Consider the following 21,733-nt stretch of genomic DNA (forward strand, 5'->3'; position numbering starts at 1 on the left):
AGCCCAAAAAAGCGAAAGGAAAAGCTTCTTCAGATTGTTGAACTACATCTCGAAGCACTCCGGTTGGCTGGGGACATGTCAGCCAACCAACGGCGATTTATTGAAGTTGCTGTTACGTGTGGGCCAGAGCTTGAGCCAAGCGGCCCGCTGGCCGGTAGAAGATCCTGAGTCAAAAATAAAAAGGCGTCCATAGGACGCCTTTATTGTGTTTGGAGGAGTAGTCGCAGCGATTCTTTAGCTCTTGGCTTCGCCGCCATGGGTTCAGAATCCGACGAGTCGGCCCGTCGTCACTACTTCAGAGAAACCAGCTTTCTCTGCTGCCAAAAATGCGGGGGAGCTTTTACTGGTGCCCAGTCCCGACGAATGCGCAGTTGCAGTCCTCGAGCGGGAGGATCCGTCAATGCCGGGCGAGAGTCAACGCTTCAATTCAGGCAAACAGTGACAGCCAATCGGGTCTGGATACGTCTTGTAAACCTCTATTTCAGCACTGAAGCCCGGCTCAACTACCCTTCAAAAACCCGCAGGAAGCGGCTCCCCGATTCAGCTCAAGGAACGACCATGTCCCTCTCCATTGTCCACAGTCGCGCCCAGATTGGCGTGGAAGCCCCAACCGTCACTGTCGAAGTCCATCTGGCCAACGGTCTGCCGTCGCTGACCATGGTCGGCCTGCCTGAAGCGGCGGTGAAGGAGAGCAAGGATCGGGTGCGCAGCGCGATCATCAATTCCGGGCTGCAATTTCCGGCGCGGCGGATCACCTTGAATCTGGCGCCGGCGGACCTGCCCAAGGATGGCGGGCGCTTCGATCTGGCAATTGCCTTGGGGATCTTGTCGGCCAGTGTGCAGGTGCCCTGTCTGACGCTGGACGAGGTGGAATGTCTGGGTGAGTTGGCGCTGTCGGGTGCCGTGCGGCCGGTGCGTGGCGTGCTGCCGGCGGCATTGGCGGCGCGCAAGGCCGGGCGGGCGTTGGTGGTGCCTCGGGCGAATGCGGAAGAGGCGTGCCTGGCCTCGGGCCTCAAGGTGTTTGCGGTCGATCATTTGCTGGAAGCGGTGGCGCATTTCAATGGGCACACGCCGGTCGAGCCTTACGTTTCCGATGGTTTGATGCACGCCGCCAAGCCCTATCCCGACCTCAACGAAGTGCAGGGTCAGACGGCCGCCAAACGCGCACTGCTGATTGCCGCAGCGGGGGCGCATAACTTGCTGTTCAGCGGGCCACCGGGAACCGGCAAGACATTACTGGCCAGTCGTCTGCCGGGTTTGCTGCCGCCGCTTTCCGAATGTGAGGCGCTGGAAGTAGCAGCGATTCAATCGGTCGCCAGCGGGGTTCCCTTGACTCACTGGCCGCAGCGGCCGTTCAGGCAACCGCACCATTCGGCTTCAGGGCCGGCATTGGTCGGTGGCAGCTCGAAACCGCAACCCGGCGAAATCACCCTCGCCCACCATGGCGTACTGTTTCTCGATGAGTTGCCGGAGTTTGATCGCAAGGTTCTGGAGGTGCTGCGCGAGCCGCTGGAGTCCGGGCATATCGTCATCGCCCGGGCCAAGGATCGCGTACGTTTCCCCGCGCGGTTTCAATTGGTGGCAGCGATGAATCCGTGTCCCTGTGGATATCTTGGCGAACCCAGTGGCAAATGCTCGTGCACACCGGACATGGTCCAGCGCTATCGCAACAAGCTCTCAGGGCCGCTACTCGACCGGATCGATCTGCACCTGACCGTGGCGCGTGAAGCGACCGCATTGAATCCGGCAGCCAAGCCCGGCGAGGACAGCGCCAGCGCTGCGGCGTTGGTCGCCGAAGCGCGGGAACGCCAGCAGAAACGTCAGGGCTGTGCCAATGCGTTTCTCGATCTGCCGGGGCTGAAGCATCACTGCAAGTTATCCACAGCCGATGAAAAATGGCTTGAAGCGGCCTGCGAGCGACTGATCCTGTCGCTGCGCTCGGCGCATCGCCTGCTCAAGGTCGCGCGCACGCTGGCGGATCTTGAACAGGCCGATGCGATTACCCGCGAGCATCTGGCCGAGGCACTGCAATACCGGCCGGCGACACCTTAATGCTCAGTCAGATCAACCAGCGGTGCCTGGCGCACTTCGGTGTCGCGCCCGGCCTGGATATCGGTCACGCGCTTCAACGCGTTATCCACCGCAGCTTTGTCGGCCAGCAGGCTGTAGCTGATCTGGAACTGTTTATGTTCTTTCGGCGCAATGGTCGGCACCAGATTCAACGGCCGCTGATAGCGACGGTTGTAGGAAAAACTGGTTCCCGGCTCCAGCCCGGTGACGTAGCCCTGCCCTTGGGTGTCGGTGTTTTTCCACAGCGAAAAAACTGGCAGTTGCTGAGTATTGAAGCCAACGGATACGCCGAGGCTACCGGCCTTGTTGTGCAGCACGGTCAAGGTATCTCCTTTGGCGTCCGCATACGGCACGACGTTGTAGACAGTTTCGTCGTAGTCCTTGGTTGGCCCGCGATAGGTCTGCCAGTCGGGCAGGTCACCCTTGGCCTTCTCGTTGAACGGCGACACCTGCTTCACCGGCGCAGCGAATTTCGCTCCTTGCTCAAGAAACGGCGTGCTGAAGTTGCTGTGATACAGCGCCTGGTATTCCTTTGGATAGTCGCCGTTGTTGGTCAGAGTGTCGTTGAGGGCAAAGCGTGCACTGCCCGGTTCGGTGACCAGTTCGGTCGCTACCGAGAAATCGACTTTCTTGAATGCCTGCTCTTTCAACTCGCCACGCAGCGTGATGGCATACGGCGGCTTCTCGTCGATGTGCAAAGTGACGGTGCTGGCCGGGATGTTGGCGGCGCGACCGTGCAAGGTCAGCAATTCGCCGTTGTCCATGCCGGGATGGCCAACCCACTCATAGCCGCAACGGGTGACCAGTTCATTGAAGCCTTCCAGCCAACCCAGGCCACCGCGACCGTTGAGCTCGATAAAGGCCGGATTGACCACGTCCTTGACCGGCGAGTCCCAGCCCATCCGCACGTCGCCCACCGAAGCCTGCAACACATTCATGCCACGGGTCGGCACTACCGAGAGTTTCATCGTGCCGTTATCGATATCGACAATGCTGACGCCCTCCTGACGACCGCCATGCAGGGTACGCAGGGCCACGGAAAACGGTTTGGCAGTTTTTACGCCGAGTTGCTCACTGGTGATCGTCCAGTTTTTTGCCGGAGTGTTGGCGTCGAGCAGGACATAGTCCCAAGCCATGGCATGAGAAGCGGCAGAGAATGCGCCGAGGGCGACGAGGAGTTTGAGCGGGGTCATGGCAGCAGCCTTTATTGGAGTTGTGCCATTTTTATAGCGCTGCGGAAACGTTTCAGCAAGTCCAAAGAAGCGGTGGCAGAAAAGCATTCGCGAGCAGGCTCGCTCCCACAGGGATTTCGGGCCTTCACAATATTTGTGAATTACGCCGACTACTGTGGGAGCGAGCCTGCTCGCGATAGCTGTTTCAAAGATGCATCAACGGAAGCGATCAACCTCGGAACGCAGATCCGCCGCCAGCTTCTCCAGCTCTTTCGCGGTGACAGCCAGGTTCGACACCACCTCACGCTGCTCGCTGTTGGCCAAGGCGATGCTCTGCAAATTGCTGCTCAGCAACGTCGCAGTGCTGCTTTGTTCCTGAGTGGCGGTGGTGATCGCAGCAAACTGCTGGCCTGCCGAACGGCTCTGCTCATCAATCCGCGCCAGCGCCGAGGCGACGTTGGCGTTGCGCGACAGGCCTTCCTGCATCAGCACATTGCCCTGCTCCATGGTGCTGATCGCGTTGCCGGTTTCCTGTTGGATGCTGTGGATCATGCTGGAGATTTCATCGGTCGCCTGGCGGGTACGCGAGGCGAGGCTGCGCACTTCGTCCGCGACCACGGCAAAACCGCGACCTTGTTCACCGGCACGCGCGGCTTCGATGGCAGCGTTGAGTGCCAACAGGTTGGTCTGCTCGGCGATCGAAGTGATCACGCCGACAATCCCACCGATTTCCTGCGAGCGCTGCCCCAGCGTGTTGATCACGCTGGCGGTGCTGTTCAGCGCGCCAGCGATCTGCTCCAGCGACGACGACGCTTCTTCCATCGAGCTGCGGCCAATCTGGGTTTGCTGCGCGTTTTCCTGCGCCAGGCGCTGGGTCGCGCCCATGTTGTCGGCAATGTTCAGCGAGGTGGCGCTGAACTCTTCCACGGCGCCGGCCATGCTGGTGATTTCGCCCGACTGTTGCTCCATGCCTTCATACGCACCGCCGGACAAACCGGACAGCGCCTGCGCACGGCTGTTGACCTCTTCCGAAGCGCGGCGGATGTGCTCGACCATGGTCGACAGCGCCTGGCTCATCTGGTTGAACGCGCGGGACAGCTGACCGATTTCATCGTGGCTCGATACGTTCAGCCGTACGCTCAGATCACCCGCGCCCAAGGCTTCGGCCTGACGCACCAGATCGCCCAGCGGTGCGAGTTTGCTGCGCAGCAGCCAGACCACGGAACCGACCGCGAGCAACATCGCCAGCAGGCTGCCGATCGCCAATTGCGTACCGACGCTCCAGGTCACCGCGCGGATCTCGGCTTTCGGCATGCTCGCCACCACCGACCACGGGCCACCTTCGAACGGCACGGCGATGCTGTAGAAGTCCTCACCCTTGTCACTCCAGAACTCACCCTTGCCCGGGGTCTTCACCAGGTTGTTGATGGTCGGGGCGGCTTGATCCAGGTTTTCGACGCCGGCAATCGGCACCAGCCATTTGTTCTGCTCGTCGAGCAGGGCCAGCGAGCCTGTCTTGCCAATGCGGAAGCGCTTGAGATTGGCGAACTGCGCGTTCTGCGCATCGGTGTAATCGAAGCCGACGTACAGCACGGCGATGATCTTGCCGCCCGCATCGCGCACCGGTGTGTACTGCGACATGTAGTAGCGCTCGAACAGCAACGAGCGGCCGACATAACTCTGCCCCGCCATCAACTTCGCGTACGCCGGGTTGGCGTGGTCGAGCACAGTGCCGATGGCACGGGTGCCGTCCTGCTTGCTGACGTTGGTGCTGACGCGAATGAAGTCTTCGCCGCTGCGCACGAATACCGTGGCCACGCCGGCGGTCATCTGCTTGAACTCGTCAACTTCCTTGAAGTTGTTGTTCAGCACCTCGTTGCCCAGATGCAGGCCCGGGGTCTGCACGCCGGCCACGGTCACTGGCTGATCCGGGTGCACACTCAAACCACTGCCGAAGCGTTTTTCGAACAGCCCGCTCAAACGCAGGGTGCTTTCGCGCAGCGTACCGTGAAAGGTGCTCAGTTGATCGGCCAGCAGCCGGGCCTCACTGGCCAGATGCTCTTCACGGGTGGCGAGGTTGGCGGAATCCAGCGAACGCAAGGCAAAAACCGTACTGCCGCTGATGACTATCGCCAGTATCACAGCAAGGGCAAGGCCCAGCTGCGAGGCGATCCGAGCACGAGGTTGAGACATGAACAGCTCCTGGCCGAGCCACCGAATCCTCCTTGATCGCGGTAATTGCCCGGAAAATATTCTAATAATGGGGGTAGCGCGGAACCGGCACGACGGTTCCACATGCTCGTAGTCGGCGGAAAATCCGAATACTTGAGCGGATTGCGTGGGTATGGCGCAGTAGTGGCATTGTGCCGGCTCGAACGTTTCAGCTCAAGCGCTCTACCGCCGGCAATTGCATGGCGCGGACTTCGCCTTGGAGAAAATCGCTGAGGCGGCGCAAACGTTCACCTCCCGGACGCGGTTTCGGCCACACCAGGTAATAATTCAGGCCACTGGCGACGGCGGTTGGCCATGGCAGGCTCAAGCGCCCTTGCGCGACATCTTCGGCGACCATCAACAGATCACCCATCGAAACGCCGTAGCCGCGCGCCGCGGCGATCATGCCCAGTTCCAGCGTATCGAACACTTGTCCGCCCTTGAGCGAGACCTGATCGGACAGGCCCATGCGCTCCAGCCAACTGCGCCAGTCACGGCGATCCGGGGTCGGGTGCAGCAGTTCAGCCGTCGCCAGACGCGCTACATCCCAAGGTTGATCATTGAGCAGGTTCGGCGCGCCGACCGGAATCAATTCCTCGGGAAACAGCAGGCTCGCTTCCCAGTCCGGCGGGAAATGCCCGTCACTGAGCAAAACTGCGCAATCGAATGGTTCGTTGTTGAAGTCCACCGAATCGATATCCATCCATGCGCTGGTCAGTTGCACCTCATTGCCCGGCTGCAAATGGCGGAAGCGACTCAACCGCGCCAGCAGCCAACGCATGGTCAGGGTCGATGGCGCTTTCATGCGCAGGATGTCGTCCTCGGCGCGCAAGGTATTGCAGGCGCGCTCAAGGGCGGCGAAGCCTTCGCGGATACCGGGTAACAGCAGCCGCGCCGATTCGGTCAGTTGCAGGTTGCGCCCGCTGCGATGAAACAGCCGGCAGGCGAAGTGTTCTTCAAGAGTGCGCATGTGCCGACTGACCGCGCTCTGGGTGATCGACAGTTCTTCCGCCGCGCGGGTGAACGAGCTGTGTCGCGCTGCCGCTTCGAATGCGCGCAGGGCATACAACGGCGGAAGGCGTCGGGACATACACAAAGCTCCAATAGCGGGGATACAGCCAATTCGGCAGGACGATTCAGGATGAGTATTAATCATGCAACCCATCCTTTTTATCCCTTTGTGCAAAGCCTGCCAAGCGCCGAGAATCGACGCTCTTCTGCGTTCTCTGATATTTGGGTGGTGATGACCATGCAGCATCCTGTGCGTACCGAACTCTGGGCCATTCTGCGGTTGGCGGGGCCGCTGATCGCTTCGCAGTTGGCGCACATGCTGATGGTGCTGACCGACACCTTGATGATGGCGCGCCTCAGCCCCGAAGCGCTGGCCGGTGGCGGCCTCGGTGCCGCGAGCTACTCGTTCGTGTCGATTTTCTGCATCGGCGTGATTGCAGCGGTCGGCACACTGGTGGCGATCCGTCAGGGTGCCGGCGACATCATCGGTGCCGCGCGCCTGACCCAGGCCGGGTTGTGGCTGGCCTGGCTGATGGCCCTCGGCGCCGGGCTGTTGTTGTGGAACCTCAAACCGGTGTTGCTGCTGTTCGGCCAAACCGAAACCAACGTCAACGCCGCCGGGCAATTTCTCATCGCCCTGCCCTTCGCCCTGCCCGGCTACCTGAGCTTCATGGCCCTGCGCGGTTTTACCAGTGCAATCGGCCGGGCGACGCCAGTGATGGTCATAAGCCTCGCCGGTACGGGGGCCAACTTCCTGCTCAACTACGCGCTGATCACCGGCATGTTCGGCCTGCCGCAACTGGGTCTGACCGGCATTGGTCTGGTCACGGCGATTGTCGCCAACTGCATGGCACTGGCGCTGGCCTGGCATATCCGTCGGCATCCGGCGTATGACGCTTATCCGTTGCGCGCCGGCCTGTCGCGGCCAAACCGGCAATACCTGAAAGAACTGTGGCGTCTGGGCCTGCCGATTGGCGGCACCTATGCGGTGGAAGTCGGGCTGTTTGCCTTTGCCGCGTTGTGCATGGGCACCATGGGCAGTACGCAGATGGGCGCGCATCAAATCGCCCTGCAGATCGTGTCGGTGGCCTTCATGGTCCCGGCCGGGATGTCTTACGCCATCACCATGCGCGTCGGCCAACACTATGGCGCCGGGCAACTGGTCGATGCGCGGATGTCGGGCCGTGTCGGCATCGCCTTCGGCGCCGTGGTGATGCTCGGCTTTGCCCTGGTGTTCTGGCTGTGGCCGAACCAGTTGGTCGGTCTGTTCCTCGACCATAATGATCCGGCGTTTGCCGAAGTGATCCGTCTGGCGGTGAGCCTGTTGGCAGTAGCGGCGTGGTTCGAACTGTTCGACGGCACGCAGACGATTGCCATGGGCTGTATTCGCGGGCTCAAGGATGCCAAGACTACGTTTCTGGTGGGGCTCGCTTGCTATTGGCTGATTGGCGCACCGGCGGCGTGGTGGATGGCGTTTCACCTCAATTGGGGGCCGACGGGCGTCTGGTGGGGTCTGGCGCTGGGGTTGGCCTGCGCGGCGGTGAGCCTGACGCTGGCCTTTGAATGGAAGATGCAGCGGATGATTCGGCGCGAGCCGGTTTCAGAGAGGTTCGAGGCCATCGGCGCGGATTAAGATCAAAAGATCGCAGCCTTCGGCGGCTCCTACAAGGGAACACATTCCAGGGTAGGAGCTGCCGAAGGCTGCGATCTTTTAAATGGCTTCCACCGAAGCCTGCTGACTGGCTCCAAAGGTCAGATACTCCACCAACTCATCCAACGGCAGCGGTCGGCTGATCAGGTAACCCTGCACCTGATCGCAGCCGAACCCGCGCAACAACTCCAGTTGCTCCGGCGTCTCGACCCCTTCCGCGACTACTTCCAGGTGCAGGTTGTGCGCGAGGTTGATCATCGCGTGCACCAGTTTGCGGTTCTCTTCGCGCTGTTCCATGCCGCCGACAAAACTCTTGTCGATCTTCAGCAAGGTGATCGGCAGGCTGTTGAGGTGCACGAACGAGGAAAACCCGGTGCCGAAATCGTCCAGCGAGAAGCGCACACCGAGGCGACCGAGGGCGTCCATGGTCTGTTTGACCAGATCGCTGCGCCGCATCACGGCGGTTTCGGTCAGTTCGAATTCCAGCCACTGCGCCTCGACGCCGCGCTCGGCAATCAGGCGGCTGAGCGTCGGCAGCAACTGGCTGTCCTGAAACTGGCGGAACGACAGGTTGATCGCCATGTGCAGCGCCGGCAGCCCCTGCTCGCGCAAGGCCTGCATATCGCGCAAGGCGCGGGAAATGACCCAGTAGCCCAGCGGCACGATCAGACCGCTCTGCTCGGCCAGCGGCACGAATTCGCTCGGTGGCAACAGACCGCGCTCGCCATGACGCCAGCGCACCAGCGCTTCGAGGCCGACAATCTGGCCGTCTTCAAGATTCAGGCGTGGCTGGTAATGCAGTTCCAGCTCATCGCGGCGCAAAGCCCGGCGCAGTTCGCTTTCGAGGTCGGCCATGCTTCGCGCGTTGCGGTTGATGCGTTCGTTGAAGATATGAAAGGTGCAGCCCTGTGTGCTCTTGGCCTGCTGCATGGCTATATGGGCGTGCCACATCAAAGGATCGGCACCGCCATTGGCGCGGGCGTGGGCGATGCCAAGACTGGAGCCGATCAGCAGGCTTTCGCCGTCAACCCAATAAGGTTCGGCCAACGCCTCAGTAATGCGTTCGGCCATCCACTCGGCGCGTTGCGGTGCACGGCGGGTATCGATCAGCAGGGCGAATTCATCACTGCCCAGCCGTGCCAGTTGATCGCCGGCCTCCAGCTGACTTTTCAGCCGCGCGACGACCTGCAGAATCAGACGATCCCCGGCCTGATGCCCGAGGGCGTCGTTGGCATGGCGAAAATTGTCGAGATCGAGATGGCCGAGGGCGAGACCGCGACCGTCGCCTTCGGCAAGGCGCGCCGTGAGCAGAGTCTGGAAGCCCTGACGGTTGGCGATACCGGTCAGCGGGTCCTGTTCGGCGAGGCGCTGAAGAGTGTTTTCCAGCACGCCGCGCTCGCGCACATGGCGCAGGCAACGCTGGAGCATGCCGGCGTCGAGGGCGTCGAACACCAGCCAGTCGCTGACACCGACCGGCGCGGTGGCCGGCTCGTGCTCCAGCAGCAGAACGGTCGGCAGGCTGCAACGCCCGGGCGGCGGCTGCAACGCTGGCAGGGTCAGCAGTACCGCGTGGCGGTTGTCTTCGAACAGGCGGCTGACCGAATCCCAGTTCGGCGCGCTGATCAGCACCGCCGCGCTCCCCATCGGAGCCAGACACTCACGCAACAACGCTGTCCACGCTGGCTCTTCGGCCAGTAGCAGCAAACGCAAGGGTTCGACAGGCGTAGACAAGCTGACTCCCTAGACTCTGCAATGATGTAGGCGGGGCATTATGCCGGTGTGCTGAACAATGACCAATGCGTTGTCTGATGACAACGGCATCGAAACGTTATTTTGTGTCACGAATGAGAACATTAGCCGCAAAATCCCCGCGTATCCTGCGTGAAAGTAACAAAACCGGCAAATCTGAATCGCGCGCTGCGTCACAAGTCGGACAGAGCAGCAGAAATCGCTGAGCCTGTTAAAATGCCGGCCCATTTCGTCAACGACTCCCGAATTTTCGTATGTCCCGACTCAATCCCCGGCAGCAAGAAGCCGTGAACTACGTCGGCGGCCCTCTATTGGTGCTCGCCGGTGCTGGCTCCGGCAAGACCAGCGTGATCACGCGCAAGATCGCGCACCTGATCCAGAACTGCGGCATTCGCGCCCAGTACATCGTCGCCATGACCTTTACCAACAAGGCCGCGCGCGAGATGAAAGAGCGGGTCGGCACCCTGTTGCGTGCCGGCGAAGGGCGCGGCCTGACCGTCTGCACCTTCCACAACCTGGGCCTGAACATCATCCGCAAGGAGCATGCGCGGCTGGGCTACAAACCCGGTTTCTCGATCTTCGACGAGACCGACGTCAAAGCCCTGATGACCGACATCATGCAGAAGGAATACGCGGGCGACGACGGCGTCGACGAGATCAAGAACATGATCGGCGCCTGGAAAAACGACCTGATCCTGCCCGCCCAGGCCCTGGAAAACGCGCGCAACCCGAAGGAGCAGACCGCCGCCATCGTCTACACCCACTACCAGCGCACGCTCAAGGCGTTCAACGCGGTGGACTTCGATGACCTGATCCTGCTGCCGGTAAAGCTCTTCGAAGAACACGCCGACATTCTCGAAAAGTGGCAGAACAAGGTGCGGTACCTGCTCGTCGACGAATACCAGGACACCAACGCCAGCCAGTACCTGTTGGTGAAGATGCTCATCGGCAAGCGCAACCAGTTCACCGTGGTGGGCGACGATGACCAGTCGATCTACGCTTGGCGTGGCGCACGTCCGGAAAACCTGATGCTGCTCAAGGACGACTATCCGTCCCTGAAAGTGGTGATGCTCGAGCAGAACTACCGCTCCACCAGCCGCATCCTGCGCTGCGCCAACGTACTGATCTCGAACAATCCGCACGAATTCGAAAAACAGTTGTGGAGCGAGATGGGCCACGGCGACGAGATCCGCGTGATCCGCTGCCGCAACGAGGACGCCGAAGCCGAGCGCGTGGCCATGGAAATCCTCAGCCTGCATTTGCGCACCGATCGCCCTTACAGCGATTTCGCCATTCTTTATCGCGGCAACTACCAGGCCAAGCTGATCGAATTGAAGCTGCAACACCATCAGGTGCCGTATCGCCTGAGCGGCGGCAACAGCTTCTTCGGCCGGCAGGAAGTGAAGGACCTGATGGCCTACTTCCGCCTGATCGTCAACCCGGATGACGACAACGCCTTCCTGCGCGTGATCAACGTGCCGCGTCGCGAGATCGGCTCGACCACCCTGGAAAAGCTCGGCAACTACGCCACCGAGCGCAAGATCTCGATGTACGCCGCCACCGACGAAATTGGCCTCGGCGAACATCTCGACAGCCGCTTCACTGATCGCCTGGCGCGCTTCAAGCGCTTCATGGACAAGGTCCGCGAGCAGTGCGCCGGCGAAGATCCGATCTCGGCGCTGCGCAGCATGGTCATGGACATCGATTACGAGAATTGGCTGCGCACCAACAGCTCCAGCGACAAGGCGGCGGACTACCGCATGGGCAACGTCTGGTTCCTGATCGAGGCGTTGAAAAACACCCTCGAGAAAGACGAAGACGGCGAAATGACCGTCGAAGACGCCATCGGCAAACTGGTGCTGCGTGACATGCTCGAGCGCCAGCAGGAAGAAGAGGACGGTGCCGAAGGTGTGCAGATGATGACGCTGCATGCGTCCAAAGGGCTGGAATTTCCCTACGTGTTCATCATGGGCATGGAAGAGGAAATCCTCCCGCACCGTTCCAGCATCGAAGCCGACACCATCGAAGAAGAACGCCGCCTGGCCTATGTGGGCATCACCCGCGCCCGCCAGACCCTGGCCTTCACCTTCGCAGCCAAGCGCAAGCAGTACGGTGAAATCATCGACTGCGCGCCGAGTCGCTTTCTGGATGAACTGCCGCCGGACGATCTGGCCTGGGAAGGCAACGACGACACCCCAACTGAAGTCAAAGCCGTGCGTGGCAATAGCGCATTGGCCGACATACGCGCGATGTTAAAGCGCTAGAATCGACTACTTTTTAATCTACCTTCGGCGCCCATCGCGCCAACAGAGGAAGCTGTTGTGGAAGCACTGCACAAAAAAATCCGCGAAGAAGGCATCGTGCTTTCCGATCAGGTCCTGAAAGTCGACGCTTTCCTGAACCACCAGATCGACCCGGCCCTGATGAAGCTGATCGGTGACGAATTCGCCGCGCTCTTCAAGGATTCGGGGATCACCAAGATCGTCACCATCGAAGCTTCGGGCATCGCCCCGGCGATCATGACCGGTCTGAACCTCGGCGTGCCGGTGATCTTCGCCCGCAAGCAACAGTCGCTGACCCTGACTGAAAACCTGCTCTCGGCGACCGTCTACTCGTTCACCAAGAAGACCGAAAGCACCGTGGCCATCTCCCCGCGCCACCTGACCAGCAGCGACCGCGTGCTGATCATTGACGACTTCCTGGCCAACGGTAAGGCCTCGCAAGCGCTGATCTCGATCATCAAACAGGCCGGCGCCACCGTTGCCGGCCTGGGCATCGTGATCGAGAAGTCGTTCCAGGGCGGCCGCGCCGAACTGGACTCGCAGGGCTACCGCGTCGAGTCGCTGGCTCGCGTGCAATCGCTGAAGGATGGCGTCGTCACCTTCATCGAGTAACCAGCGGCACCGAGTTACCCCTGTGGGAGCGAGCCTGCTCGCGAATGCATTGTGTCAGTCACCCTGTTGAGTGAATGACACACCGCTTTCGCGAGCAGGCTCGCTCCCACAGTGGGTTCTGGGGGTGGTCAGTTATTGCGCGGTAGCTTTGAGGCCTGTGAGCAGCAGGCGTTGGAAAAGGTCCTCCTTCAGGCCCTCCGGGTTTGTGAGCTGCATCCGCTCAAGATGTTCCGGGAACGCTGAGGCCTCCGGCGCATCCAGCGCTGCCTTGCCCAGCTCCAGAATCTCGGTCAGCTTGAACTTGCTCTTCAGCCAGTTCAGCGCCCGCAGCAGATCCCGTTCAATCGCAGTGAAATCACAGCCCAGCGGATACTCCGGAAACAGGTTCGGATGTCGCGCGGCAATCGCCTGCAAGCGTTGCGGTGTGTTGTCGGCAAACCGCGGATCGATACGGAAATCCTTTGGCAGCTTGCCGACTTTCTGCGCCTGTTCGATCAGCCCTGGCTGGAACCGCGAGTCGCTGATATTGAGCAACGCTTCGATCACCGCTGCGTCGGATTTTCCGCGCAGGTCGGCGATGCCGTACTCGGTGACGACGATGTCGCGCAGGTGCCGCGGGATCGTGCAGTGGGCGTAGTCCCAGACGATATTGGAGCTGACCTCGCCGCCGGACTCGCGCCAGCTGCGCAGGATCAACATCGATCGCGCGCCTTCCAGCGCGTGGCCCTGAGCAACAAAGTTGTACTGCCCACCGACACCGCTGAGCACGCGTCCGTCTGCCAATTGATCAGCCACGCCGGCGCCGAGCAGAGTCATGGTGAACACGGTGTTGATGAAGCGCGCATCGATGCGCTGCAAGCGCTTGAGCTCTTCCTGGCCGTACAGCTCGTTAATGTAGCTGATGCGGGTCATGTTGAATTCAAGCAGCTTGCTTTGCGGCAACTCGCGCAGCCGCTCATAAAAACTGCGCGGGCCAAGGAAGAAGCCGCCGTGCACCGAGATACCGTCGGGCTGCGCGGCTTCGTCGAGGGTACCGGCATTGGCCTGCTCCTGGGTCGGCACATCCGCATAGACCTTGCGCCGAATGATCCCGGCATCCGCCAATACCAACAGCCCGTTGACGAACATCTCGCTGCAACCGTAAAGGCCTTTGGCAAATGGCGCGGTGCCGCCCTCGCGCTGGATCAATTGCGCCCATTGGCTGAGGTTGATGTCATCGAGCACCGCCTGATAGCCGGCGTTATCGGCCTGCCGCGCGAGTAGCGCAGCAGTCAACGCATCGCCCATCGAGCCGATACCAATTTGCAATGTGCCGCCATCGCGCACCAGCGTACTGGCGTGCAAGCCAATGAAATGATCCTGAAAGCCCACCGGCATGTTCGGCGTTGAAAACAGCGTGCTGCTGTCCTTTTCGTCGATCAGCAGATCAAACGTGTCGATGTCGACTTCCGCATCGCCGGGCATGTACGGCAGATCCGTATGCACCTGGCCGACCAGCACAATGGTCTCCCCCGCCTCGCGGCGCTTGGCAATCATCGGCAACAGGTCGAGGGTGATGTCCGGGTTGCAGCTCAGGCTCAAGCGATCAGGGTGTTCGCTGCTGCTGGCGAGCAATTGCGCCACCAGATTGAGACCCGCTGCGTTGATGTCGCGGGCGGCATGGCTGTAATTGCTGCTGACGTAATCCTGCTGCGCCGGCGCGCTGTTGAGCAGACTGCCAGGCTGCATGAAAAACTGCTGGATACGGATGTTGGCGGGCAGGCTGTCGCGCTGCAGATCGGCGAGGAAATCGAACTCCGGATAATCACCAAACACCCGCTCTACAAAGGGCTCGATAAAGCGCTTCTGCAAGCCATCGCCCAGATTCGGCCGACCGAGGCACAGCGCGGTATAGATCGTCAGCTGCCGCTCGGGCAGGTCCTTGATGCGCCGGTACAGCGCGTTGACGAAGTGATTCGGCTTGCCCAGCCCCAGCGGCAAGCCCAAGTGGATGTGCGCAGGCAAGCGCGCCAGTACGTCGTCCACCGCCTGTTCGATCGAACACAACTGCACCATCTGAAGCCTCCCGCCCGTTCCGTTGATAGGGGTAGACCGAGATTGCCGGGGAATTACTTCCGGGGGAAGGTGATTGGTGCGAAAAAAGGGCCAAAGTTTCGACTGAGGGCGAATCACCGACTGTTAAGTCGGCAAGACGAACCGCCTCACAAACGCACAACTCTTTTCCTACATCACCTGTAATTCAATCACGCGCAACTACCAGACACGTCTCAATTGTACTTATTGCCTACACAGGTAGCCTTGGAGGCAGGATTCAAAAGCTCTGCAAAAAAGAACCTCTCTCCGGACCTCTAATGAAAAGCAACCTGATACTCTGCTGCTTTGGTGTAGGCATTGCGATTCTTACAAGCGCATCACCCTATTTAATAGGCAATTCAATCAACCTATACTTGGCAAGTGACAGTTTATATTTATACGCGCTCGCGGGCGCTTCGTTCCTCCTCATCGCCACGCCCCCATTAAAACTGGCAGCCAACATCTATCTACAAAAAACCGCGTCCAAAACAAGATTTATTTTGAAGAAGGCAATCCTGAATCACCTACTAGACAGAAGCTTCGAGCATACGCAAAAACCAGGCGAGCGGATCGAACTGATCGATGGCGACGTTGATGGCTCGATGTATTTGTATCACTCAATTTATTTGGATGTATCGGTGAACTGCAGCATCATTATCGCTGCGCTCCTGGTGACTGCCCACTATCATCCACTTCTGGCACTCGCACCACTTACCGGCGTCGTTTATGCTATTACGGCATACCTTATAACTCGAAAAAATAGCAACTCACTGTTTGATGAGTATATTCAAGAGAACACCTTAACAATAGGCGCCCTCTGTGAACTTTTAGTTACTGCAAAGCCATACACCAACAGGACCAAGGTCGATATAAAAAATATCGAGCGCCTCGCTTTTCGCTCAAGCCTCAAAGCCACAACATTCGAATCAATGTCAGGTACATGTTATCCGATAGCGATAGTGGTCTTATTACTGCTATCGGCCCATCTGCTAAGCGTTGGCGAAGCGACTATAGGCTCAATTTTTGCCTCAGCCATCTATCTTGAACGCGTTCTGAGCCCCACGATGTCACTGATATCTATCTACTACTCGAGCAGAGAGGCATCTTATAGACGTAGCCGAATTCGTAGCTACGAACTGCAGCACGAGGGGCATTGAACTATGTTTATATGCTTGCGAAATAACATGACCGTTTATCTGCTTTCGGTTATTTGCCTTACCGTAGCAAGTATATGTCAATTGTTAATACCATCAGTCGTCGCAAAGAGCCTGTCGGCTCTTACTACTGGCTCCATTAACGCTGAATTTTATTTCACTCTTGTCGCTGTTTTTCTAACCAAGCTATCAAGCCAAGCTCTGGGCAGTTCCTTGGCAACGCTCATGGAAGCAAGATCCCGTTTTCTACTTATCAACTTCATTGTGCATGATAAACGCCCCTCTCCATTATGTTCTCGGGTGACATTGATAAAAGAAGACGCGGAAAAAATTGCTTCCGCCATTCATGACACAATCCATCTCATAGGCTCTTGCATTTTGACGGTTTCCGCAGCCTATATTCTGCTCCAAGAAAACATCTATTTCTTCCTGCCCATCGCTTTAATTATTGTGTTGACGTGTGTGCAATTAAGATTTGCCAAGCCTGTAATCCAGCGGTTATATGCAGCAGAAATGTCGAAGGAAGATTTGTACAAAGAGTCGCTTATCAGCGCTTTCAACGTTTCCAGCGATGGCAAGCAAAGTAAAATGCAACTCATCAGAAGCTATGGATATTTGGAGGACACGGTAAGAGCACGCTACAAGTATCTGAAAGCAAGCGCCATACAATCCTTCTGGCCGGAAATGGCTATATCGGCGGGGACGGTATCGGTCATTTTCTTCAGTGCCGCTGCCACGCCGGAATTATTTGGCGAGCGTCTTATTGCCTGTCTCGGTTATATCGGAATTTTTACCATGGCCAGCACGGGTTCGATAAGACTCGGCATAACGATGATTGGCGTGAAGGTATCCGTCGATAGAATCTTCAGAAGGCATCGATATGAATGATCTGTTTATCCAGCAAATACGCCTGAAGCCAGACATGACGGTGGGTGACCGGCTACAAAACCTCTTCCCGCTTGAGCTCAGCAACTCGATAACGGTTTTTATTGGCGAAAATGGTGCTGGGAAATCCACATTACTCGAAGCCATTGCCATCAAGTCAGGCTGCAATCCAGAAGGCGGTGGGAAGAATTTCAATTTCTCGACGGAGAACACGCATTCAAAACTGCACGAAAGCCTGACGCTCTCAAAAGGCTACCGAAGGGAGAAGGACGTTTTTTTCTACAGGGCAGAAACCTTCTACAACTTGAATACTGCAATTCGCAAGCTTGATGCAGAGGCGAGCTTTGATCCCGAAATAAAGACCTATTACGGCGGCGTGGATATGCATTGCCTGTCGCACGGTGAAGCCATGGAGGCGTTGTTTCAACATCGATTCAAAGCCCAAGGTCTGTATGTGCTCGACGAGCCGGAAGCATCGTTATCCCCGTTGAGGCAATTGGTTTTTATCAACCGGATAATGGAGCTGTCGCGCGGCGGCGCGCAGTTCATCATCGCTACTCACTCTCCCCTCATCATGTCGATCCCGGGATGTGATCTTAGGCAGATATCAGGAGGGCGCTGCGAGCAAATAGCGCCTGAAGATACCGATGCTTACGCCGTGTACAAAGCGGTGCTCAATTCTGCCGGCGCCTACATCACGAAAAACATGCAGTGAGATTGCAGGCGCAAAAAAACCGTCCGAAGACGGTTTTTTCAAAGCCGCCGCTGATTACAGACCGGACATCTCTTTGATCGCACCCTTGAGCTCTTCATCGGAGCAATCGGCGCAGGTGCCTTTTGGTGGCATGGCGTTGATGCCGGTGATGGCCTTGGCGAGGATGCCGTCCAGACCACCCTGGTGATCGGCCCGCTCCTTCCAGGCTGCCTTGTCGCCGATCTTCGGCGCGCCAAGCAGGCCCGTGCCGTGGCAAGCGTTGCAGTGTTTGGCGATCACGTCTTTAGGGGCCTTTGCTCCGCCGCCACCGCCAGCGGTAGCAGCCACTTCCATACCCTTGCATTCCTGCCCTTGAACACACACCTGGCCGACGGGCTCAAGGCGTTTGGCGATGTCGTCATTTGTCGCAGCTTGAGCGCTGACAGCCCATAGGGCCACTACGGTTGCTGGTGCAGCCAGCATTTTCATAATTAGGTTCACGCGTTCACCCTCAATGGTGGCTATTCACGCCTGCGGCGACGGTTCGCAGGCGGGCGCAAGTATAGCGGGTAGGCCGCTGTACTGAAACAACCCCATGGTTAGAGGGGTCTTGTTGCCCATCGGTAAAACGGTTCGGGTGCCTTCGCCGTAATGGCCTGGCGCCTTCTGCTTAAAAATTCGCCGGTGTGGCTGCGCTGATTAGTCGCGCCGGCACGTCGAACGGGTTACGGAAACGATGCGGCTTGGTACTTTCAAAATAGTAGCTGTCGCCGGCTTCGAGGATAAAAGTTTCCAGCCCCACCACCAGCTCCAGGCGACCTTCCACCAGAATCCCGGTTTCCTCGCCCTCGTGGGTGAGCATTTCTTCGCCGGTGTCGGCGCCCGGCGGGTAGATTTCGTTGAGGAAGGCGATGGCGCGGCTCGGGTGGGCGCGGCCGACCAGTTTCATGGTCACGGCGCCGTCGGAGATGTCGATCAGCTCATTGGCCTTGTAGACGATCTGAGTCGGTTGGTCCTGCAGGATCTCTTCGGAAAAGAACTCGACCATCGACATGGGAATGCCGCCGAGCACCTTTCTCAGCGAACTGATCGAAGGGCTGACGCTGTTCTTTTCGATCATCGAAATGGTGCTGTTGGTGACGCCCGCGCGTTTGGCGAGTTCACGCTGGGAAAGCCCTTTGAGCTTGCGGATCGATTGCAGTCGTTCACCGACGTCCAAGGCGGGAGCCTCCTGATGTTGTAAGAATATTGAGCGTTATCATGGCGACAGCGTTCAGTATTTACAACACTTGCCCCCCGCAGCGGCGTCAACCCTCGGAATAGAGCCTTGGCACACGTTTCAGGTTGCAGAAGATCTGATACGGGATGGTCTCGGCCCACTTCGCCACGTCGCTGGCGAGAACATTTTTACCCCACAGCTCGACAGTTGAACCAAGCCCCGCTTCCGCTACGTCGGTCAGATCGATGCAGAGCATGTCCATCGACACGCGCCCGAGCAGGCGGCTGGGTTTGCCCGCCACCAGCACGGGTGTGCCGGTCGGTGCCTGGCGCGGGTAGCCGTCGGCGTAACCCATGGCGACCACGCCGATGCGCATCGGCTTGTCGGTGATGAACCTGGCGCCATAACCGATCGGCTCGCCGGCCGGCAATTCACGCACACTGATGACTTTCGACTCGAGAGTCATCACCGGTTGCAGGCGTTCAGCGACGGCGTTGGCTTCTTCGAACGGGGTCGCGCCATAGAGCATGATGCCCGGACGTACCCAGTCGCTTTGGATTTCAGGCCAACCGAGCACAGCTGGCGAGTTGCGCAGGCTGACTTCCGCCGCCAGACCCTGACGCGCCGCTTCGAACACCGCCACCTGCTCGGTACTGCTCTGCGCGTGCAGTTCATCAGCGCGGGCGAAATGGCTCATCAATACGATTTTCGCCACTTTGCCGCTGGCCAGCAGACGCTGATAGGCCGCTGGATAATCTTTCGGATGCAGGCCGACGCGGTGCATGCCGGAATCGAGCTTGAGCCATACCGTGATCGGTTTGCTCAGGACTGCCTGCTCGATCGCTTCGAGCTGCCACAGCGAATGCACCACGCACCAGAAATCATGCTCGACGATCAGCGCTAGCTCGTCAGCTTCGAAGAAGCCTTCCAGCAGCAATACCGGTGCGCGAATCCCGGCGGAACGCAGCTCCAGAGCTTCTTCGATACAAGCCACGGCAAAACCATCCGCCTCGGCTTCCAGCGCCTGGGCGCAACGCACCGCGCCATGGCCGTAGGCGTCCGCCTTGATCACCGCAAGCGCCTTGGCGCCGGTGACTTCACGGGCAATTCGGTAGTTGTGACGCAGGGCTTGAAGGTCGATCTGGGCACGGGCAGGACGCATGGCGGCAACTTCTGGGCGGTCATGGGAAGAAAAACCGGCGCTGACTGACGACGTGAACCGCCAACAGCACCGGGAGAGGGATCTTGGGAACGTTATGGCAGCGCGGCGACGATGGAGATCTCCACCAGAATGCTCGGCTTGGCCATCTTCGCTTCGACGGTGGCGCGGGCCGGCGCGGCGCCTTTGGGCAGCCACTGGTCCCACACCGCGTTCATCCCGGCGAAGTGCGCTTCGATGTCATTCAAATAGATCGTTGCCGACAACAGATGCTGTTTGTCCGTCCCGGCCAGATCGAGCAGACGTTCGATATTGGCGAGCACGTCGCGGGTCTGCTGTTCAATTCCGGCGTCGAAGTCGTCGCCGACCTGCCCGGCCAGATACACGGTGCCGTTGTGGCTGACGATCTGACTCATGCGCTCATTGGTGAGCTGGCGCTGGATTGACATGTTTTGCGGACTCCTGGGTCTGGTTGCCGTAACGGGAAATATCGAGGCCTTCAGCGCTGATCTGCGGCTTTTTCTTCGCCATCAGGTCGGCGAGCAAACGGCCGGAACCGCAGGCCATGGTCCAGCCAAGCGTACCGTGACCGGTGTTGAGGAACAGATTCTTGAACGGCGTGGCGCCAACGATCGGCGTACCGTCCGGCGTGGTCGGGCGCAGGCCGGTCCAGAAACTCGCTTCGGCCAGATTGCCGCCCTGAGGATAAAGGTCGTTGACGATCATCTCCAGGGTTTCGCGCCGACGCGGGTTCAGCGACAGGTCAAAACCGGCGATCTCGGCCATGCCGCCGACGCGGATGCGGTTGTCGAAACGGGTGATCGCGACCTTGTAGGTCTCGTCGAGAATGGTCGACGTCGGCGCCATGTCCGGGTTGGTGATCGGCACGGTCAGCGAGTAGCCCTTGAGCGGATACACCGGGGCCTTGATGCCCAGCGGCTTGAGCAGTTGCGGCGAGTAGCTGCCGAGCGCCAGCACGTAGCGGTCAGCGGTTTCCAGCTTGCCGTCAATCCATACCCCGTTGATGCGATCACCGGCGTAGTCGAGCTTCTGGATGTCCTGGCCGAAACGGAATTCCACACCAAGCTTGCGCGCCATTTCGGCGAGACGGGTGGTGAAGATCTGGCAGTCGCCGGTCTGGTCATTGGGCAGACGCAGCGCGCCAGCGAGAATGTCAGTCACGCCTGCCAGCGCCGGTTCGACGCGGGCAATGCCGGCGCGGTCGAGGACTTCAAAGGGCACGCCGGATTCTTTCAGCACGGCGATGTCTTTGGCGGCGTTATCCAGTTGCGCCTGAGTGCGGAACAACTGCGTGGTGCCGAGGCTGCGGCCTTCGTAGGCGATACCGGTTTCGGCGCGCAATTCATCGAGGCAGTCACGGCTGTACTCGGACAGACGCACCATGCGCTCCTTGTTCACCGCGTAACGGCTGGCGGTGCAGTTGCGCAGCATTTGCGCCATCCACAGGTATTGGTCGATATCGGCGGTGGCCTTGATCGCCAATGGCGCATGGCGTTGCAGCAACCACTTGATGGCCTTGAGCGGCACGCCCGGCGCGGCCCACGGCGAGGCGTAACCCGGCGAGACCTGGCCGGCGTTGGCGAAACTGGTCTCCATGGCCGCAGCAGGCTGCCGGTCGACTACCACCACTTCGAACCCGGCACGGGCCAGATAGTAAGCACTGGCGGTACCGATGACGCCGCTACCCAAGACCATGACGCGCATTTTCAATCCCTCATCGCGGCTTTTCGCCGAACTGTTTGTTAGAGCAATGATGGGCGCAGTGTAAAA

The 21,733-nt window shown here is 59.2% G+C and carries 17 protein-coding genes; 7 read left to right on the forward strand and 10 right to left on the reverse strand.

Going from position 1 to position 21,733, the window contains the following annotated elements; translation table 11 throughout:
• Nucleotides 1-558 precede the first annotated feature (558 nt).
• A complete protein-coding gene (locus tag PS14A_RS24625; RefSeq protein WP_212617425.1) occupies nt 559-2,052 on the forward strand; it encodes a YifB family Mg chelatase-like AAA ATPase in 1,494 nt (497 codons plus the stop codon).
• On the opposite strand, the gene PS14A_RS24630 is transcribed toward PS14A_RS24625, so the two are convergent.
• The 3 genes from PS14A_RS24630 to PS14A_RS24640 form a co-directional block, all read right to left on the reverse strand.
• On the reverse strand, nt 2,049-3,263 hold the full coding sequence (locus PS14A_RS24630; RefSeq protein ID WP_212617426.1) for an aldose 1-epimerase family protein: 1,215 nt from the start codon (nt 3,261-3,263) through the stop codon (nt 2,049-2,051). The genes PS14A_RS24625 and PS14A_RS24630 overlap by 4 nt on opposite strands.
• Nucleotides 3,264-3,458: 195 nt before the next feature.
• Entirely contained in the window at nt 3,459-5,435 is a 1,977-nt protein-coding gene (locus PS14A_RS24635; protein WP_016772578.1) for a methyl-accepting chemotaxis protein, read from the reverse strand.
• A gap of 187 nt (nt 5,436-5,622) precedes the next feature.
• Nucleotides 5,623-6,543 (reverse strand): LysR substrate-binding domain-containing protein, encoded by a 921-nt coding sequence (locus PS14A_RS24640; RefSeq protein ID WP_024014781.1) that lies wholly within the window; start codon nt 6,541-6,543, stop codon nt 5,623-5,625.
• Nucleotides 6,544-6,702: 159 nt separating this feature from the next.
• Here PS14A_RS24640 and PS14A_RS24645 point away from each other — a divergent pair, with 159 nt between their 5' ends.
• The gene (locus PS14A_RS24645) at nt 6,703-8,097 is read left to right on the forward strand and encodes a NorM family multidrug efflux MATE transporter (RefSeq protein WP_130912476.1); all 1,395 of its coding nucleotides are present in this window, start codon (nt 6,703-6,705) and stop codon (nt 8,095-8,097) included.
• Between the two features lie 78 nt (nt 8,098-8,175).
• On the opposite strand, the gene PS14A_RS24650 is transcribed toward PS14A_RS24645, so the two are convergent.
• Nucleotides 8,176-9,846: a bifunctional diguanylate cyclase/phosphodiesterase gene (locus tag PS14A_RS24650; protein WP_016772575.1), complete on the reverse strand. Its 1,671-nt coding sequence runs from the start codon at nt 9,844-9,846 to the stop codon at nt 8,176-8,178.
• Between the two features lie 272 nt (nt 9,847-10,118).
• On the opposite strand from PS14A_RS24650, the gene rep reads away from it, so the two are divergent.
• Nucleotides 10,119-12,128 carry a DNA helicase Rep gene (gene rep / locus PS14A_RS24655; protein WP_016772574.1) on the forward strand — a complete coding sequence of 670 codons (2,010 nt, stop codon included), beginning with the start codon at nt 10,119-10,121 and terminating at the stop codon, nt 12,126-12,128.
• 57 nt (nt 12,129-12,185) lie between these two features.
• Complete coding sequence (locus tag PS14A_RS24660) at nt 12,186-12,758, forward strand: xanthine phosphoribosyltransferase (protein ID WP_016772573.1); 573 nt, start codon at nt 12,186-12,188, stop codon at nt 12,756-12,758.
• A gap of 132 nt (nt 12,759-12,890) precedes the next feature.
• Here the strand turns inward: PS14A_RS24660 and PS14A_RS24665 are convergent, their stop codons facing one another.
• The gene (locus PS14A_RS24665; RefSeq protein ID WP_212617427.1) at nt 12,891-14,813 is read right to left on the reverse strand and encodes an acetyl-CoA hydrolase/transferase family protein; all 1,923 of its coding nucleotides are present in this window, start codon (nt 14,811-14,813) and stop codon (nt 12,891-12,893) included.
• A gap of 296 nt (nt 14,814-15,109) precedes the next feature.
• Between PS14A_RS24665 and PS14A_RS24670 the strand changes: the two genes are divergently transcribed.
• Genes PS14A_RS24670 through PS14A_RS24680 form a run of 3 tightly spaced genes read left to right on the forward strand, consistent with a single transcriptional unit; the run spans nt 15,110 to nt 17,585 of the window.
• Nucleotides 15,110-15,988 (forward strand): ABC transporter ATP-binding protein, encoded by an 879-nt coding sequence (locus PS14A_RS24670; RefSeq protein WP_212617428.1) that lies wholly within the window; start codon nt 15,110-15,112, stop codon nt 15,986-15,988.
• A 27-nt stretch (nt 15,989-16,015) separates the two neighbouring features.
• Nucleotides 16,016-16,873, forward strand: coding sequence for an ABC transporter ATP-binding protein (locus PS14A_RS24675; protein WP_212617429.1), 858 nt, complete (start codon nt 16,016-16,018; stop codon nt 16,871-16,873).
• A complete protein-coding gene (locus PS14A_RS24680; protein WP_130912482.1) occupies nt 16,866-17,585 on the forward strand; it encodes an AAA family ATPase in 720 nt (239 codons plus the stop codon). Before PS14A_RS24675 ends, PS14A_RS24680 begins: the two co-directional genes overlap by 8 nt.
• A 54-nt stretch (nt 17,586-17,639) precedes the next feature.
• Here PS14A_RS24680 and PS14A_RS24685 read toward each other — a convergent pair whose 3' ends face one another.
• The 5 genes from PS14A_RS24685 to dadA form a co-directional block, all read right to left on the reverse strand.
• A complete protein-coding gene (locus PS14A_RS24685) occupies nt 17,640-18,053 on the reverse strand; it encodes a c-type cytochrome (RefSeq protein ID WP_130912302.1) in 414 nt (137 codons plus the stop codon).
• A gap of 181 nt (nt 18,054-18,234) precedes the next feature.
• Nucleotides 18,235-18,783, reverse strand: a complete 549-nt coding sequence (locus PS14A_RS24690) for a cupin domain-containing protein (RefSeq protein ID WP_016772566.1) — start codon at nt 18,781-18,783, stop codon at nt 18,235-18,237.
• 88 nt (nt 18,784-18,871) lie between these two features.
• Complete coding sequence (gene alr / locus PS14A_RS24695; RefSeq protein WP_212617430.1) at nt 18,872-19,945, reverse strand: alanine racemase; 1,074 nt, start codon at nt 19,943-19,945, stop codon at nt 18,872-18,874.
• A gap of 92 nt (nt 19,946-20,037) precedes the next feature.
• Entirely contained in the window at nt 20,038-20,391 is a 354-nt protein-coding gene (locus PS14A_RS24700; protein WP_016772564.1) for a RidA family protein, read from the reverse strand.
• Nucleotides 20,363-21,667 (reverse strand): D-amino acid dehydrogenase, encoded by a 1,305-nt coding sequence (gene dadA / locus PS14A_RS24705; RefSeq protein WP_071172120.1) that lies wholly within the window; start codon nt 21,665-21,667, stop codon nt 20,363-20,365. The genes PS14A_RS24700 and dadA overlap by 29 nt, the downstream gene beginning before the upstream one ends.
• Between the last annotated feature and the right edge of the window lie 66 nt (nt 21,668-21,733).

The organism is Pseudomonas sp. 14A, assembly GCF_018132745.1.
GTDB classification, from domain to species: domain Bacteria; phylum Pseudomonadota; class Gammaproteobacteria; order Pseudomonadales; family Pseudomonadaceae; genus Aquipseudomonas; species Aquipseudomonas mercuritolerans.